Source organism: Tsukamurella sp. PLM1 (genome assembly GCF_023168325.1).
Classification (GTDB): domain Bacteria; phylum Actinomycetota; class Actinomycetes; order Mycobacteriales; family Mycobacteriaceae; genus Tsukamurella.
In genome coordinates this window covers 2,117,208-2,130,922 of the sequence record NZ_AP025688.1, presented here as the reverse complement: position 1 = coordinate 2,130,922, position 13,715 = coordinate 2,117,208, and the positions used below count along the sequence as shown (strand labels likewise).

14 protein-coding genes and 3 pseudogenes are annotated in these 13,715 nt (G+C 72.7%); 12 read left to right on the top strand and 5 right to left on the bottom strand.

What is annotated here, in order from left to right; genetic code table 11:
* Position 1: 1 nt before the first annotated feature.
* Positions 2 to 1,792: pseudogene (locus MTP03_RS11045) on the bottom strand (methylmalonyl-CoA mutase family protein).
* 124 nt (positions 1,793 to 1,916) lie between these two features.
* Here MTP03_RS11045 and MTP03_RS11040 point away from each other — a divergent pair.
* Positions 1,917 to 2,495 carry a TVP38/TMEM64 family protein gene (locus MTP03_RS11040; RefSeq protein ID WP_248491940.1) on the top strand — a complete coding sequence of 193 codons (579 nt, stop codon included), beginning with the start codon at positions 1,917 to 1,919 and terminating at the stop codon, positions 2,493 to 2,495.
* Positions 2,474 to 2,602: a hypothetical protein gene (locus MTP03_RS22765; RefSeq protein WP_256465263.1), complete on the top strand. Its 129-nt coding sequence runs from the start codon at positions 2,474 to 2,476 to the stop codon at positions 2,600 to 2,602. The genes MTP03_RS11040 and MTP03_RS22765 overlap by 22 nt, the downstream gene beginning before the upstream one ends.
* A gap of 70 nt (positions 2,603 to 2,672) precedes the next feature.
* Here the strand turns inward: MTP03_RS22765 and MTP03_RS11035 are convergent, their stop codons facing one another.
* Together MTP03_RS11035 and MTP03_RS11030 are read right to left on the bottom strand one after the other, a co-directional pair.
* Complete coding sequence (locus MTP03_RS11035; protein WP_248491939.1) at positions 2,673 to 3,371, bottom strand: phosphonatase-like hydrolase; 699 nt, start codon at positions 3,369 to 3,371, stop codon at positions 2,673 to 2,675.
* Positions 3,368 to 4,282, bottom strand: coding sequence for a GntR family transcriptional regulator (locus MTP03_RS11030; RefSeq protein WP_248491936.1), 915 nt, complete (start codon positions 4,280 to 4,282; stop codon positions 3,368 to 3,370). Before MTP03_RS11030 ends, MTP03_RS11035 begins: the two co-directional genes overlap by 4 nt.
* A gap of 10 nt (positions 4,283 to 4,292) precedes the next feature.
* Between MTP03_RS11030 and MTP03_RS11025 the strand changes: the two genes are divergently transcribed.
* The 6 genes and pseudogenes from MTP03_RS11025 to MTP03_RS11000 all read left to right on the top strand — a co-directional run bounded on the left by MTP03_RS11025 (position 4,293) and on the right by MTP03_RS11000 (position 9,242).
* Positions 4,293 to 4,703 carry an FAD-dependent oxidoreductase gene (locus tag MTP03_RS11025; protein WP_248491935.1) on the top strand — a complete coding sequence of 137 codons (411 nt, stop codon included), beginning with the start codon at positions 4,293 to 4,295 and terminating at the stop codon, positions 4,701 to 4,703.
* An 11-nt stretch (positions 4,704 to 4,714) separates the two neighbouring features.
* Positions 4,715 to 5,398 carry an FAD-dependent oxidoreductase gene (locus tag MTP03_RS11020; RefSeq protein ID WP_248491934.1) on the top strand — a complete coding sequence of 228 codons (684 nt, stop codon included), beginning with the start codon at positions 4,715 to 4,717 and terminating at the stop codon, positions 5,396 to 5,398.
* Between the two features lie 66 nt (positions 5,399 to 5,464).
* Positions 5,465 to 6,496 carry a 2-aminoethylphosphonate ABC transporter substrate-binding protein gene (locus MTP03_RS11015; protein ID WP_248491932.1) on the top strand — a complete coding sequence of 344 codons (1,032 nt, stop codon included), beginning with the start codon at positions 5,465 to 5,467 and terminating at the stop codon, positions 6,494 to 6,496.
* On the top strand, positions 6,493 to 7,587 hold the full coding sequence (locus MTP03_RS11010; protein ID WP_371820944.1) for an ABC transporter ATP-binding protein: 1,095 nt from the start codon (positions 6,493 to 6,495) through the stop codon (positions 7,585 to 7,587). Before MTP03_RS11015 ends, MTP03_RS11010 begins: the two co-directional genes overlap by 4 nt.
* Positions 7,584 to 8,449: pseudogene (locus MTP03_RS11005) on the top strand (2-aminoethylphosphonate ABC transporter permease subunit); the annotation flags it as partial. The gene MTP03_RS11010 and the pseudogene MTP03_RS11005, both read left to right, overlap by 4 nt.
* 1 nt (position 8,450) lies before the next feature.
* On the top strand, positions 8,451 to 9,242 hold the full coding sequence (locus MTP03_RS11000; protein WP_248491931.1) for an ABC transporter permease: 792 nt from the start codon (positions 8,451 to 8,453) through the stop codon (positions 9,240 to 9,242).
* Here the strand turns inward: MTP03_RS11000 and MTP03_RS10995 are convergent.
* Entirely contained in the window at positions 9,199 to 10,005 is an 807-nt protein-coding gene (locus tag MTP03_RS10995) for a LysR substrate-binding domain-containing protein (RefSeq protein WP_248491930.1), read from the bottom strand. The two genes, MTP03_RS11000 and MTP03_RS10995, sit on opposite strands and share 44 nt — an antisense overlap.
* Before the next feature lie 184 nt (positions 10,006 to 10,189).
* Here MTP03_RS10995 and MTP03_RS10990 point away from each other — a divergent pair, with 184 nt between their 5' ends.
* The 4 genes from MTP03_RS10990 (at position 10,190) to MTP03_RS10975 (ending at position 12,445) form a co-directional block, all read left to right on the top strand.
* The gene (locus MTP03_RS10990; RefSeq protein ID WP_248491929.1) at positions 10,190 to 10,513 is read left to right on the top strand and encodes a hypothetical protein; all 324 of its coding nucleotides are present in this window, start codon (positions 10,190 to 10,192) and stop codon (positions 10,511 to 10,513) included.
* Entirely contained in the window at positions 10,489 to 11,241 is a 753-nt protein-coding gene (locus MTP03_RS10985) for a YeiH family protein (protein ID WP_248491928.1), read from the top strand. The genes MTP03_RS10990 and MTP03_RS10985 overlap by 25 nt, the downstream gene beginning before the upstream one ends.
* Before the next feature lie 80 nt (positions 11,242 to 11,321).
* The gene (locus MTP03_RS10980) at positions 11,322 to 11,924 is read left to right on the top strand and encodes a hypothetical protein (protein WP_248491927.1); all 603 of its coding nucleotides are present in this window, start codon (positions 11,322 to 11,324) and stop codon (positions 11,922 to 11,924) included.
* Positions 11,921 to 12,445 carry a hypothetical protein gene (locus tag MTP03_RS10975; RefSeq protein ID WP_248491926.1) on the top strand — a complete coding sequence of 175 codons (525 nt, stop codon included), beginning with the start codon at positions 11,921 to 11,923 and terminating at the stop codon, positions 12,443 to 12,445. Before MTP03_RS10980 ends, MTP03_RS10975 begins: the two co-directional genes overlap by 4 nt.
* A gap of 3 nt (positions 12,446 to 12,448) precedes the next feature.
* Here the strand turns inward: MTP03_RS10975 and MTP03_RS10970 are convergent.
* Positions 12,449 to 13,704: pseudogene (locus MTP03_RS10970) on the bottom strand (SPFH domain-containing protein).
* Positions 13,705 to 13,715: the final 11 nt, after the last annotated feature.

The window sequence follows — 13,715 nt, the reverse complement described above, 5'->3', positions numbered from 1 at the left end:
CTCATGCCCCCAGCCGGGTCAGCAGATCGTCGAGCGCGGCGGCCGCATCGATCTTCGCGTGCAGGTAGATGTCGATGAGGCCGTCGTCGACGGTGCCCGGCGCACCCGCGAGCAGGACCAGGTTCCCCTCATCGCGCAGGCTCCGGGCCGGCCTCACCCTCCTCGGCGTAGCCGGCGTCGGCACCCGCGAGCGCCGCGATCCGCGCGCCCGGCGAGCCGTCGAGCGTGGCGGCGCCGGCGGCCTGCTCGGCCGCGTCCAGCACCGTCTCGATGCCGCCGGAGGCGAGCAGGTTCGTCAGGAAGGTCGACCGGCCGTTGTGCTGCGCGACGGTGCCGATGGTCACCATCCGGATCCGTGGGCGGACGCCGTGCTCGCGCAGGAAGGCGTCGGAGCGGGCGCGCAGGGCCTCGAAGGGCGCGGCGTACGACCGTACGACGGGGCCGTTCGTCGCCGCCGTCGGTGCGATGGCCGGCTCCGCGAGGTTCGGGAACTCGTTGACGCCGGTCAGCTTGCGCGCGCGCGTGCCACCGCCGAATCCCGACGGTCCGCGGCCTCGCCGAGGCGGGCACCGATGGTCTCGTCGGCGACGCCGCGGGCGAATCCGCCGGCGCGCTCGGTCGCCTGCAGCTGCCCCCAGGCGGCGCGGGCCAGGTCGTCGGTGAGCGATTCCACGTGCCACGAGCCGGCGCCGGGGTCGACGACCCGGCCGAGGTTCGACTCCTCCAGCAGCAGCAACTGCGTGTTGCGGGCGATGCGCCGCGAGAAAGCGGCCGAATAGCCCTCGACACCGCCCGGCAGGGCCGCGTCGTAGCCGAGCGTGGTGACGTAGTCGGCGCCACCGACGCCCGCACCGAACGCGGCGACGGTGGTCCGGAGCAGGTTCACCCACGGATCGCGCTGGGTGGTGGCCGCGAGCGACGTCACGACGTGCACGGGCGCATTGCCGGCCTCGGGAGCCCCTAGGTGCTGTGCGACCCGCGCCCAGACCGAGCGCCACGCGCGCACCTTCGCGAGCGTGAGGAACTGGTCGTCCGTGGCGGCCAGCCGGATCGTGAGCTGGTTCAGCGCGGCGGCGACGCCGAGACCGGCGGTGGTCAGGGCGCGCACGTGGTCGAGCGCAGCGGCCGCGGCGAGACCCAGCTCCTGGGCGGCGGTCGCGCCGGCGTTGTGCAGGTCGGCACCGTCGACGACGACGGCCCGGACGTCCTCGCGCCGGGCGTCGGCCGCGCGGGACAGATCAGTCGCCTCGTCGACGGAGATGTCCGCGCGTCCAACGACCTGTGAGGTCAACGGCGCCGCGCCGAGGCTGACGCGCACGAGGTCGGGGCGGTACGCGTCGGACTCCGCCGCCCGGCCGAGCGCGGCGTACACCTGGGCGGCGGCGTCGGCGACGTCCGAGCCGGCCGTCAGCAGGATCGGCGCCATGTCCGGGTACACGCCGTCGAGCAGCGGCGCGGGATCGGGACGGGTGATCCACAGCGCGCTCGCGCCGGACTCCAGCGCGCCGAGCACGTCGGCCGAGTCCGCATCGGCGTCGAAGCGCTCCGCGACCTTCCAGCCCAGACGGACGTCCGGGGTGGCGTTGCCGCCGCGGACGTAGGGGAAGACGCCGGGCAACGGTGCCTCCGGAAGCTCGTCGCGTTGCGAGTACAGCGGCGCGATCTGGACCCCGTCGTCCTCGGTCGGCGTGGTGAGTGCGGCGATCGGATCCTCGGGCGGCGTTCCGCCGCGCGACTTCGCGAGCACGGCACCGACGGACCCGCGCCATGCTTCGTAGGGACTGTCCGCCACGAGACCTCCTCACCTGTGTCCCAGCACACGCCGGGTCGATGAGAACCCACGTTAACCGATGGATATATCTACGCCCCAGTAGGGTCACGGCACTCCGCGCGGCCACCGCGTATGTTGGCTCGACGTGAGCGACAACGAATCCCGGCTCCGGCCCGGCGACCGCGGCCTGGTGATCCGCGCGGCCGTGGGGTGCGGCGTCGTCCTGGCGCTCGTGGCGCTCGGCATGCTGCTCCCGACGCCCGCCGTGTCGACGGTGCGCGCGTGGGCCGACGCCACGGGCTCCTGGTTCGTGGTGCTGTTCGTGCTCACGCACATCGCGGTGACGGTGTTCCCCATCCCTCGGACTGTGTTCACCGTGTCGTCCGGGGTGCTGTTCGGCCCGATCGGCATCCTGCTGTGCATGGTGTCGTCGACGGCCGCGGCGGTGATCGCGTTCGTCGTGGTCCGTGAGATCGACCGCCGGCATCCGTCGGTACTCATCGCGCGGGTTCGCGAGCACCGCGCCTACTTTCCCGTCGCGGCGCGGCTGCGGGCCCGCGGGTGGCTGGCGGTGGGGTCACTGCGGTTGATCGCGGCGGCGCCCTTCTCCTCGTCAACTACGCCTCGGCGCTCTCCCCGGTGCCGTTGTGGCCGTACTTCGGAGCGACGGTGGCGGGCCTCGCACCCGGCACCATCGCCGTGGTGCTGCTCGGCGACGCCCTGACAGGCGACTCCTCGCCCTGGCTCGTGGTGGTCAGCGGCGCGCTCATGGCGATCGGGATCACGGGCCTATTCATCGACGCCCGCGTGCCCGCAAGCCATCAGGCTTGACAAGCTGGAAAGCAAGCCCTCTGGCTTGCGGATGGTGTGCGCGGCTACACTCCGCCGACGATCGCGGCTGTCACCGGCCGAGCAGCGCCGGGATGTCGACGACGCCGCCGAGCACGTGGTCTGCGCCGGCATCGGCGAGCACGTGCCGGGCGGCCTTGCCGGTGAGGACGCCCACGGACACGGCGCCCGCATTGTTCGCGGCCTGCACGTCGACGGCCGTGTCACCCGCGGCGAGCACGCGGCGGACGTCGTGGACGCCGGTGCGCTCCATCGCGCGGTGGATCATGTACGGCGCCGGGCGACCCGCGGCCACGTCGGAGGTGGTGACCACCGCGTCGACGGCCGCGTCGGCACCGTCGCCGATCTTCCAGCCGAGCGCGGCGAGCAGCGGGAGGGCCACGGCATCGTCGAACCCAGTGGTGAGGGCCACCTTGATCCCCCGCTCCCGGAGCTCGGCGAGCGCGGCGGGTACGCCGGCGATCGCTGTGGGCGGGGTCGCGGCGTAGGCGTGAAGCAGGCGCTCACGGAAACGGGCGAAGCCCGCCTCGACGCGCTCGGCCGTCGGCGCAACGCCGCCGAGGCGCAACAGGTTGGTGATCGCCTCCACCTTGTCGGTCCCCATCCAGGTCTGCAGGTCCGCCTGGGCGACCGACGCACCGGCGTCCTCGACGGCACCGCGGAGAGCCTCGTAGACGGCGCCGCCGTCGTCGATCGTGGTGCCGGCCATGTCCAGCGCGACGAGTTCGATGGTGCGGGCCGGTGCAGTCATGCGTCTCTCCTGACGGGTACGGATCGCAGCGCGGGCGGATTCGCCGAGGGCGCCGCGAAGAGTCGGTTCTCCACGATCACGGTGGTGAGGCCGGGCGCGTAGCGATCCTCGGCGTATTCGACGACGTCGCCGGCGGCGTCGGTGGTGGTACGCCGCACCCGCAGCAACGGCGCCCCCTCGGCCAGGCCCAGCCGGTCGGCCTCGTCAGCGGTGGCGGCGACGGCGTCGAGCTGGTGCGTGGAGGCATAGAGGTCGGCGCCGTGATCCAGCAGGAACCGATTCACCGACCCGGAGTCCGGATCGAACTCCATGAGACGGCATCCCAGCGACCACACGAAGTACATCGTCTCGAGCAGCGCGGGCGCGCCGTCGAGCGTGCGCAGCCGATGAAGTTCGAGCACCGGCTCGCCCTCGGCCACCTGGAGGCGTTCGGCGATCTCGGCGCTCGCCGGCACCCGCGCCTGGAGCACGGTCCGCTGCCCCGGTTCGCGTCCGTGCTCGCGTGCCCAACCCGTGAAGGACCCGAGCGCGCTGGCCGCGTGGCTCGGCACGTTACGGCGCACCAGCGGCGATCGGCCCCGCCCACCGACGATCAGCCCTTCCGCCCGCAACGAGGCCAGCGCCTGGCGGACCGGACCTCGGGACGTGCCGAACTCCTCGCACAGCGCGGCCTCGCTCGGCGCCTGCTCGCCCTCCGGCCAGCGGCCGGACTCGATCCGGGCGCGGAACTCGTCCGCGAGGCGTCGATGAAGAGGAGCAGCAGCCACATTCTTGATCATACAAGTGAATCCCCGCCGAGCCACGACACACTCTGAACACCAGATGAACAGCACGTTTACCTGGATGCACATCTCCCAACTTGTATAGACATCGGACTTCCGGCCTTGCCAACGGCATGGCCGTGCCGCCACGCTTCATGCCATGAACAACGCAACGGACGTCCTCGTCGTCGGCGCCGGAGTCGTCGGCCTCGCGCACGCCGTCGAGGCCCTCGAACGGGGCCTGACGGTGACCGTCGTCGAGCGCGACGGCCGGGCCGTGGGCGCGTCGATCCGCAACTTCGGGCACGCGTGCGTGACCGGGCAGTCGGGCGATCTCGCCGAGCTCGCGCACCTCGCCCGCGAACGCTGGCTCGACCTGGACGGCCGCGCCGGCCTCGGCGCCCGCGCGACCGGGGGCCTCGCGGTCGCGCGCCACGCCACCGAGCTCGCCGTCCTCGAGGAACTCGCCGCGGCGCGACCCGACGATGTCGTCCTCCGCACCGCCGGCCAGGTGCGCGCCGAACTCCCGGCGGCGGCGCCGACGACGTGGTGGGCGGCGCCGCCCTCCTGAAGGACCTGCGCGTGGACCCGCGGGTGACCGTCGCGCGGCTCGCCGCCTGGGTCGGCGCACAGCCGGGCGGCACCGTCGTCTTCGGCACCGCCTACCTCGGCTTCGACGGGAACCGCGCCCACACCAGCCGCGGCCCGATCGACGCCCAGCGCGTGATCGTCTGCGTCGGGCACGATCTCGACCACCTGTACCCCGCCCTCGCCGAGGAGCACGAAGTGCAGCGATGCGCGCTGCAGATGGCCCGTACCGCGGACCCCGGCGCCGTTGTGACGCCCGCGGTGCTCACCGCCACCTCACTCCTGCGCTACCCCGCCTTCGCCGAGACCACCGCCGCGGCCGCGCTCCGCACCCGGATGGAAGAAGACCGGCCCGACCTGCTCGACATCGACGCGAACGTCATGTTCACCCAGCGTCCCGACGGCACGCTGCTGATCGGCGACTCGCACCACACAGGGCGCACCGTCGACCCGTTCCTCGACGAGGCCGTCACCGAGACCCTGCGCGCCGAAACCGCCCGGGTCCTGGGCGTCGACGGGCTGCGGATCATCGAGCGCTGGCAGGGCGTCTACGCCTCGAGTCCCCTGCGTCCGTACCTCGTCGCCGATCCGGAGGAGCGCCTCAGCGTGCGCGTCGTGACCTCCGGCGTCGGCATGACCATCGCCCACGGCCTCGCCCGCCGGCACTTCCCGTCCTGACCCGTCCACCACCCCGTCACACCCCTCCACCCCCTCCGCTCCACCGACAACGAAGGGCAATCCCCCATGCGCGTCTCCCGTTCCCTGACCGCCGTCGCGGTCGCCGCCGCGATGTACTCCGTCGCCGCGTGCGGCGGCACCGGCGGCGGCACCGCCTCGGCGGATACCGTCACCGTCTACAGCGCCGACGGCCTCGGCGACTGGTACAAGGCAGAGTTCGAGAGCTTCACCCGGGCCACCGGCATCAAGGTGGCGCTGGTCGAGGCCGGATCGGGCGAGGTCGTCTCCCGCGCCCAGAAGGAGAAGGCGAACCCGCAGGTCGATGTGCTCGTCACGCTGCCGCCCTTCATCCAGCAGGCACAGCAGCAGGGCTCGCTGGCGAAGTCGCAGATCGACACGTCCGCCGTGCCCGCCGAGCTGAAGGCCGCCGACGGCTCGTACGTGGCCGTCGTCAACAACTACTTCGCGATGATCCGCAACACGGCGGCGCAGCCGAAGCCCGCCGACTGGACCGAGTTCACCGGCCCCGCCTACAAGCAGAAGATCCAGTACTCCACGCCGGGCAAGGCCGGCGACGGCACCGCGCTGCTGCTGCTCCTGCAGCACGTGATGGGCAAGGAGGCCGCCCTGAAGTACCTCGCCGAGGTCCAGCCCAACAACGTCGGCCCGTCGACCTCCACCGGCAAGCTGGGCCCCAAGACCTCGAAGGGCGAGCTCACCGTCGCGAACTCCGACGTCCAGATGGCGCTCGCCGCGATCGCTGCCGACAAGGTCGCCTACGAGGTCTTCTACCCGACCTGGAACGGTAAGCGCACCACCGTCGCGCTGCCGTACTACATGGGACTCGCCGACAAGGCGCCGCACGCGGCCAACGGCACGAAGCTGATGGAGCACCTGCTCTCGAACGACGTCCAGCAGAACGTGCCCGCCCGCGCCTGGGGCGCGCCGGTCCGCTCCGATGTCACCGCGTCCGGCCCCGAGGCCGACGCGTTCCGCAAGGCCCTCGACGGCGTCGAGATCTGGTACCCGAACTGGGACGAGGTCCTCACCGGTCTGGATGCCGACATCAAGGCCTACGAGAAGGCCACGGGACAGTGAGCGGGCAGGACCGGCGCGCCGAGCGCACCGTCGTCTCCCCGAAGGGCCTCGACGACGACGCCGTGGACCGGACGGTGCGCCGCCGCGTCGCGGTGGGTCTGGAGAACGTGAGCGTCACGTACGGCGACACCGTTGCGCTGCGGGACTGCAGCTTCGAGGTGGCCCGCGGCGAGACCGTTGCGCTGCTCGGACCGTCGGGCTCGGGCAAGTCGACCGCGCTCAAGGCGATCGCCGGGTTCGAGCAGGTCTCCTCGGGCACCGTCACCATCGACGGGCGCGACGTGACTCGCCTGTCCCCCGCCAAGCGCGGGATCGGCATCGTCGTGCAGAGCTATGCGCTGTTCCCGCACATGAGCGTCGCGAGGAACGTGGCGTTCGGCCTGCGCTCGCGCGGCGCCGACCGGGCCACGATCGCGCCGCGCGTCGCCGAGGTGCTCGGCATGGTGGGCATGACCGAGTACGTGGACCGGCTGCCGCGGCAGCTGTCCGGCGGCCAGCAGCAGCGCGTCGCGATCGCCCGCGCGCTGGCGACCCGCCCCGGCGTGGTGCTGCTCGACGAGCCGCTCTCGGCGCTCGACGCCGGGATGCGCAAGGACATGCTCGGCGAGCTGCAGCGGCTGCGCTCCGAGCTGCCCGACGTGGCGATGGTGTACGTGACGCACGACCAGAGCGAGGCCCTCGCCACGGCGGACCGCGTCGCGATCATGCGGGACGCGAAGCTCGAGGCGCTCGGCCGCACCGACGATCTGTTCCACCGCCCGCCCACCGAGTTCACGGCCACCTTCCTCGGCGGCGCGGACGTCCTCCCGGCCGGATCGCTCGCGTCATCCCGCCCAGTGCCCGACGGTGACCACGGCCTCGCCGTGCGGCCGTGGGCCTGGCGGTTCACGCGGACGGCACCGTCGAACGGGCTGCGCGTGACGGTCGAACAGGAGCAGTGGCGCGGCGCCGTCCGGCACGTGACCGCGCGCGCCGTCGACACCGGCGAGCGGATCGGCGTCGACGTGCCGGTCCTCGTGGACCCGCCGCTCAAGGCGGAGACGCTGTGGATCGAGGTCGACCCGGCCGACGTCATGGTGGTGCCGCGATGACCGCCGTCGTCGATACCCCGCCCGCGCCGCCCGCGCCGCAGGAACCGTCGGCCGGTCCCGGTTTCGCAGCCCCGGGCTGGGTGTGGGTGCTCCCGCCCGTCGCGTTCATCCTGGTGGCGGTCGTGTACCCGCTCACCGGCATCGTGGCCCGCACGTTCACGGACAAGGCCGAGCGGCCCGCCGGGCTCGCGACCTGGCGGGAGACCCTCACCGACGGTGCCGTGCTGAGGGCCCTGGGCACCACCGTCCAGGTCGCGGCCCTGTCCACGCTCGGTTGCCTGATCGCTGGGACGTTCCTCGCCCGGTGCTCGCGTTCGTGCCGTTCCGCGGGTCGGGGGCGGTGGTGCGGCTGATCGAGGTCGTGGTGTCGTTCCCCAGCTTCCTGATCCCCCTCGCCCTGGGCGTGCTGCTCGGCCCGGTGGGCGTGGCCCAGGCGTTGGGCGTACCGACGGGATCCTTCACCAGCTCGCTGTGGGGCGTCGTGCTGGCCGAGATCGCGTTCTACACGCCGTTCGTGGTGCGGCCGATGCTCGCCGCGTTCGGCCAGTTCCCGACGGTGCAGATCGACGTCGCGTCGTCGCTCGGCGCGGGTCCGCTGCGGATCATCGGCCGGGTGATCCTGCCGGCGGCGCTGCCGTCGCTCGCGGCGGCGGGTTCGCTCACCTTCCTGCTCACGCTCAACGAGTTCGGCATCGTGCTGTTCACCGGCGCCAAGGACGTGATCACGCTCCCGATGCTGATCTACACCCGCTCCATCGTCGGGCAGGACTTCGCCTCGGCGGCCGTCCTGGCCACGATGCAGTTGCTCATCTCGATCGGCGTGTACGTCCTGTACCGCCTCCTCATGCGGAAGGAGCCCGGTGATGCTGGTACGCAATCCGGTGGCGCGAGTCGTCGTGCAGGCGGTGTTCGTCGTCGTCCTGCTGGGCCTCGTGGTGACCCCCATCGCGGTCACGGTGATCACCGCGTTCAGCGCGAGCTGGACCTCCGTGCTGCCGTCCGCGCTCACGACCGATCACGTGGCAGGTGTGTTCACGCCGGAGAACGCCGCGAGCATCAGCGTCTCGGTCCAGACCGCGGTCCTCGCGTCGGCGCTCGCCGTGGTCGCGGGCACCTGGGCCGCGCTGGCGGTCCCGGGGCTGCCGCGCCGGGTCCGCGGCCCGGCGGACGCGTTCTTCCACCTTCCGGTCGCCGTGCCGTCCGTGGTGGTGGGCCTCGGCGTGCTGGTGGCGTTCTCGGCGCCGCCGCTGGTCCTCGGCGGGACGCCCGCGATCGTGATCCTGGTGCAGGCGGTCCTCGTGTTCGCGTTCGCCTACTCGATGGTGTCGGCGGCGGTCTCGCAGCTGGACCCGATGCTGGACAAGGTGGGCGGCTCGCTCGGCGCGTCGTCCCTGCGACTGTTGCTGACGGTGCGCCTGCCGCTGCTGCTGCCGTCCATCGCCGCGGCCGCGGGCCTGTCTGTGGCGCTGTGCATGGGCGAGTTGGGCGCCACGATCATGGTCTACCCCGCGTCGTGGCGGACGCTGCCGGTCACGGTGTTCACGCAGTCCGACCGCGGGGATCTGTTCGGGGCGGCCGCCAACACGATGTTCCTCGTGCTGGTCACCGTGGTCATCCTCGGCGTGCTGTCCGCATTCCGGCGGCGCGCCCGCTAGCGACGGCGAGCAGCGTCTCGACCACATCGCGCGGTGCGGCGTCCTTGCGCCGCACCGCGCGCAGGCGCCGATGCAGGTCGATTCCGTCGGTGGGGACCTCCACCAGTCGGCCGTCGTGCAGTTCGGCGGCGACGGCGAGCTCGCTGAGCACCGCCGCCCGGTCCCCCGCGGCGACCATGATCTTCACCGCGGCGTTGGTCCCCAGCGCCACCGAGTCCGCGGGCGGCCGCAGGCCCGCCCTGGCCAGTGCCCCCTCGAACGCGTCCCGGGTGCCGGCGCCGGGCTCGCGGGTCACGAGCGGCAGGGCGGCGAGCTCCTCCGCCGTCACGGGCCGGTCCTCGCGCCTGCGGGTCAGACGGTGCCCCGGGGCCACGACCAGCAGCATCCGGTCGGTCCGGACGGTGCGCGCGGCGAGGTCGGACGGCACCGTCGGGCCCTCCACGAAGCCCAGGTCCGCGACGTGGCCACGGACCTCCGCGAACACTGCGGCGGTGTTGCCGACGGACAGGTGCACCGGCTCGTCAGTGTGGTCGCGCAGCCGCGCCAGCCACGCCGGCATGAGGTACTCGGCGATGGTCTGGCTGCAGGCGATCCGCACCGTGTGATCGCTGCGCAGCGCGTCCGCGCCGGTCTGCAGCGCCGACATCGCGTTCACCACCGTCCGCGCCCATTCGGTGACGGCGGCGCCCTCGGGCGTGAGCTCGGCTCCTCGCGTGCGGCGGTCGAGCAGGTCCAGTCGCAGCTGGCGCTCGAGGTGGCGCATCCGTGAGCTGGCGCTGGGCTGGGAGATCCGGCACCCCGCGCGGCAGCGGAGATCGATCCGAGGTCGGCCACCGCCACCAGCAGCCGCAGCGATTCCACCGACGGAGTTCCCATAGTTCGAGTCTATGGGTAGATAGCGCAGCTGTGGCTAGTTCCGCGCGCTCGGCCGCGCGATGGTGGTTGTCATGAGCACAGCCACCGCACCGTCGAAGCCCCGCACCGCGCCATCGCGCCTGCGCCGCGCCGTCCCGGGCGCGGCCCTGGCCCTCGCGGTCGCGGCGGTCGCCACCGTCGTGGGGCGCGCGATCCCGATCCTGGGAGCCCCGGTGGCCGCCGTGCTACTGGGCGCGGTCATCGCGAGCACGGTGCGCCCGGCGCGACGTTGGCACGGCACCACCGTCGGCTTCAGGCTCACCGGCGGACTGGCGCTGCAGGTGGCCGTCGTACTACTCGGCGCGCAGCCTCGCTGGCGCAGGCCTGGGACGTGGGCTCGTCGGCGTTGCCGGTGATGGCCGGCACGCTGGCGGTGTGCTTCACGGCCGCGACGCTGCTCGGTCGCCGACTCGGGGTCGAGCCGACGCTGCGCACCCTGCTGGGCGTCGGCACCGCGATCTGCGGCGCCTCGGCCATCGCGGCGGTGACGCCCGTGCTCAAGCCCAAGCCCGCGACGGTCGCGTACGCCCTCTCGACGGTGTTCGTGTTCAACGTGGCCGCGGTGCTCACCTTCCCGTGGCTCGGCCACGCGCTGGACATGGGGCAGCACGCGTTCGGCGTGTTCGCCGGCACCGCGGTCAACGACACCTCGTCGGTCGTCGCAGTCGCAGTCACCTACGGCGACGAGGCCACCCGTACGGCGGTCGTGGTCAAGCTGACCCGCGCTCTGATGATCATCCCCGTGGTCCTCGTCCTCGCCTACGTCGTGGCCCGGCGCCGGCCCGAGGCCGCCGATCGGCCGCGGCCGAGCGCGATCAAGCTCGTCCCCTGGTTCCTGGTCGGCTTCGTCGCGCTGGCCGGCCTGAACTCGGCGTTCGAATTCACCGCCGGCCTGCAGTCCGCCTGCGCCCTCGCCTCGGGCCTGCTGATCACCTGGGCGCTCGCCGCCATCGGCCTGTCGACCGATCTCGGTGCACTGCGGCGCACCGGATGGACCCCGCTCGTGTTCGGCGGGCTGCTGTGGATCGCGGTCTCCGCGTCGAGCCTGGGAATCCAGGCCCTGACCACCGGCCTGGGATCCTGAGTGCAAGCCTCATCCCCGCCTCCCCAAATCGCAAGCCTCCATCCTTGCGCTGATCAATCGCAAGGTTGTAGACTTGCTAAATGATAGTGATCACCGTCGACCAGCAAGGTAGTCGTCACGACGACGATCGCGTCGAGTCCGCACGCCGCCTGCTCAGCGGTGGATTCCACCGGCTCCGCGCCCCGGAACGCACTGCAGGCGACGAGCTGCAGGCCGTCACCGACGACGCGGCCGTCGCGGTGGGCGCCGCCCTCGCCCTCCTCGCCGACGGCCACTGGAGCGTGGGAATCGGCGTCGGCACCGTCGAACTGCCCCTGCCGCAGGAGACCCGCGCGGGCCGCGGCCGGGCGTTCGAGGCAGCGCGCACGGCGGTCGAGGCCGCGAAGAACACCCCGGTACCCGTCCAGGTCCGCGGAGCCGACGAGGCGGCGGCGGCGCGCGCCGAGGCGATCCTGTCGGTGCTCGGGCATATCGTGACCCGCAGGAGTCGGGAGGGTCAGGAGGTGGCGGCGTTGCTCAACGCGGGATCGACGATCACGGCGGCGGCGGAGGTACTCGGGGTGTCGCGGCAGGCCGCGTCGCAGCGCGCGGCGGCGGCCGGCTGGTCGGTGGAACCGGCCGGCCGGCGGCTGGCGGAGGATCTGCTGCGCGAGGCGGACGCCGCGGCGGGGGCGGAGCGATGATCGCCGTCGTCGTGGTGCTGCTCGGCGCGGCCGCGCTCACCGGGATCATCGCGGCGCGGTGCAGCCCCGGATGGTCCGCCGTCCCCGCCGCGCTGCTGGGCGCCGCGGCACTGGTCGCGCTCGCCGCGCCCGCCGCGCAGGGCCTGGAGCTCGGCATGGTGCGCGTCGCGGCGGTCGTCGCGGCGATGGCGGGCGGCAGCGCGCTCGTCACCGCGACGTTCGCCCTGGCAGGTGCCACGGGCCAGGACGATCCCCCGCCCGTGGACGACGACGGCGCCCAGCTCCCACCGTCCCCGCTCCGCGGCGGCCTCGCGATCGGGGTCCTCGAGCGCGCCGCGATCGCGGTCTGCGTGCTGGCGAACTTCTCCGCGGGCCTCGCGGTGATCGTGGCCGCGAAGGGGCTCGCTCGCTACCCGGAGCTGCGGCACCCCGGCGCGGCGGAGCAGTTCATCATCGGCACGTTCGTCTCCGTGCTGTGGGCGGCCGCCTGCGCCGGGGTCGCCGTCGGCGTCGGTAGGTAGCGGTCAGGCCTCGTGCTGCGGCGCGAAGCCGGGCTGCTGCACCTGGTAGGGCGACGGTGCCGGCTTCGCCATCGGGAGCTGGGCCGTCGCGTCCGCCGCGGGGGCGGCACCCGCCGGCGGATTCTGCGGGGGCGTGTTCTGCGGCGCGTCGGCATCCGGCCGGGCTGCGCGTCGAGTGGGCGCGTCGGGCACCTCGTCTTCGGTGACGACGACCGGAGCCACCGGCTCCGGGTTGGTGAACCAGCCGTCGGTGTCGATGTCGGGCGCCGCTGCCTGTCCCTCCTCGCTCGGCTCGAACCGGAAAACCCCGTCGGATCCCTGCGTCCCGAGGTTGCGCATGAAGCCCTGCAGTGCGGCGTTGAAGTCGCTGGGCACCACCCACACCTTGTTCGCGTCGCCCTGCGCCATCTCGGGCAGGGTCTGCAGGTACTGGTAGGCGAGCAGTTCCGGCGTGGGCCGGCCCGACTTGATCGCCGCGAACGTGGTCTCGATGGCCTTCGCCTCGCCCTGCGCCTCCAGGTACGACGCGGCGCGGCGCCCTCGGCGCGCAGGATCTCGGACTGCCGGTCGGCCTCGGCGGCGAGGATCGCGGCCTGCCGTTCGCCCTCCGCAAGCAGGATCCGGCTCGCCTTGTCGCCCTCGGCGGACTTGATGGCCGCCTCACGGTGCCCCTCCGCCGCAAGAATCGTGGCGCGCTTCTCGCGGTCCGCCTTCATCTGCTTCTCCATCGATTCCTGGATCGACGGGGGCGGGAAGATGGACTTGAGCTCGACCCGCGCGACGCGCAGGCCCCACCGCGAGGTGGCCTCGTCGAGCACCCCTCGGAGCTGGCCGTTGATGATCTCGCGGGAGGTGAGCGTCTCCTCCAGTGTCATGCCGCCGACCACGTTGCGCAGCGTGGTGGTGGTGATCTGCTCCACGCCCACCACGTAGTTGTTGATCTCGTAGACCGCTGCCTCGGGGCGCGTCACCTGGAAGTAGACCACCGTGTCGATGTTCACCGTGAGGTTGTCCTCCGTGATCACCGGCTGCGGCGGGAACGAGACGACCTGCTCGCGCAGGTCCACCCGGGCGCGCACGGTGTCGATGAAGGGGATCAGCAGGGCGAGCTGACCGGAGACGGTGCGCGTGTACCGGCCCAGCCGCTCGATCACCGCGGCCTGCGCCTGGGGCACCAGTACCAGCGCCTTCACCAGCACGACCACCGCCGCGAGGATCAGGACCAGCAGTACCACCAATCCGATTCCGATGCCGTCCATCAGATCTCCCT

What these genes read in the sequence shown, in the direction of transcription:
- MTP03_RS11035 (WP_248491939.1), bottom strand. Translation starts at nt 3,371, where the DNA reads ATGACTGCACCGGCCCGCACCATCGAACTCGTCGCGCTGGACATGGCC.
- MTP03_RS11025 (WP_248491935.1), top strand. Translation starts at nt 4,293, where the DNA reads ATGAACAACGCAACGGACGTCCTCGTCGTCGGCGCCGGAGTCGTCGGC.
- MTP03_RS11015 (WP_248491932.1), top strand. Translation starts at nt 5,465, where the DNA reads ATGCGCGTCTCCCGTTCCCTGACCGCCGTCGCGGTCGCCGCCGCGATG.
- MTP03_RS11000 (WP_248491931.1), top strand. Translation starts at nt 8,451, where the DNA reads ATGCTGGTACGCAATCCGGTGGCGCGAGTCGTCGTGCAGGCGGTGTTC.
- MTP03_RS10995 (WP_248491930.1), bottom strand. Translation starts at nt 10,005, where the DNA reads ATGCGCCACCTCGAGCGCCAGCTGCGACTGGACCTGCTCGACCGCCGC.
- MTP03_RS10990 (WP_248491929.1), top strand. Translation starts at nt 10,190, where the DNA reads ATGAGCACAGCCACCGCACCGTCGAAGCCCCGCACCGCGCCATCGCGC.
- MTP03_RS10980 (WP_248491927.1), top strand. Translation starts at nt 11,322, where the DNA reads ATGATAGTGATCACCGTCGACCAGCAAGGTAGTCGTCACGACGACGAT.
- MTP03_RS10975 (WP_248491926.1), top strand. Translation starts at nt 11,921, where the DNA reads ATGATCGCCGTCGTCGTGGTGCTGCTCGGCGCGGCCGCGCTCACCGGG.